Raw genomic sequence first — 629 nt, 5'->3', positions numbered from 1 at the left:
CATTCGCCGCACATGGACGGGATGCTGGAGGCGTTCCGTGAGGTGGTGTCGGGGCTGTCGTTCGCGGCCCCGGCCATTCCGGTGGTGTCGAACCTGACGGGCGCCCTGGTTACGGACGAGATGGCGTCGGCGGACTTCTGGGTGCGGCATGTCCGTGAGGCCGTGCGCTTCCTCGACGGCGTCCGCGCGCTGGAGGCGGCGGGGGTCACGACGTACGTCGAACTCGGCCCGGACGGTGTGCTGTCGGCGATGGCGCAGGAGTGCCTGACCGGCGAGGGCGCCGCCTTCGCGCCGGTCCTGCGCTCCTCCCGTCCCGAGGCCGAGACCGTCACCGCCGCCCTCGCCCGCGCCCACACCCGGGGCGTCGCGGTCGACTGGCCGGCGTACTTCGCGGGGATCGACGCTGAACCCGTCGACCTGCCCACCTACGCCTTCCAGCGCCGGCGGTACTGGCTGGAGGGGCCCGAGTATGCCGTGACCGGGGACGTGACGTCGGCGGGCCTCGGCGCGACGGACCACCCCATGCTGGGTGCGGCTCTCGCGCTCGCGGACGTCGACGGGTGTGTGTTGACGGGGCGGTTGTCGTTGCGTTCGCATCCGTGGCTGGCCGATCACGTGGTGTTCGGGTC

At 72.5% G+C, this 629-nt stretch carries 1 protein-coding gene; it reads left to right on the top strand.

What is annotated here, in order from left to right:
* On the top strand, positions 1 to 629 hold a 629-nt coding region (locus ACP4J0_RS38670), incomplete at both ends, for an acyltransferase domain-containing protein (RefSeq protein WP_426604151.1).

The sequence above is a fragment of the Streptomyces sp. WG7 genome (assembly GCF_049975785.1).
Taxonomy (GTDB): domain Bacteria; phylum Actinomycetota; class Actinomycetes; order Streptomycetales; family Streptomycetaceae; genus Streptomyces.
Note: the sequence above shows the minus strand (reverse complement) of the source record. Positions and strands in the feature narration are given on the sequence as shown.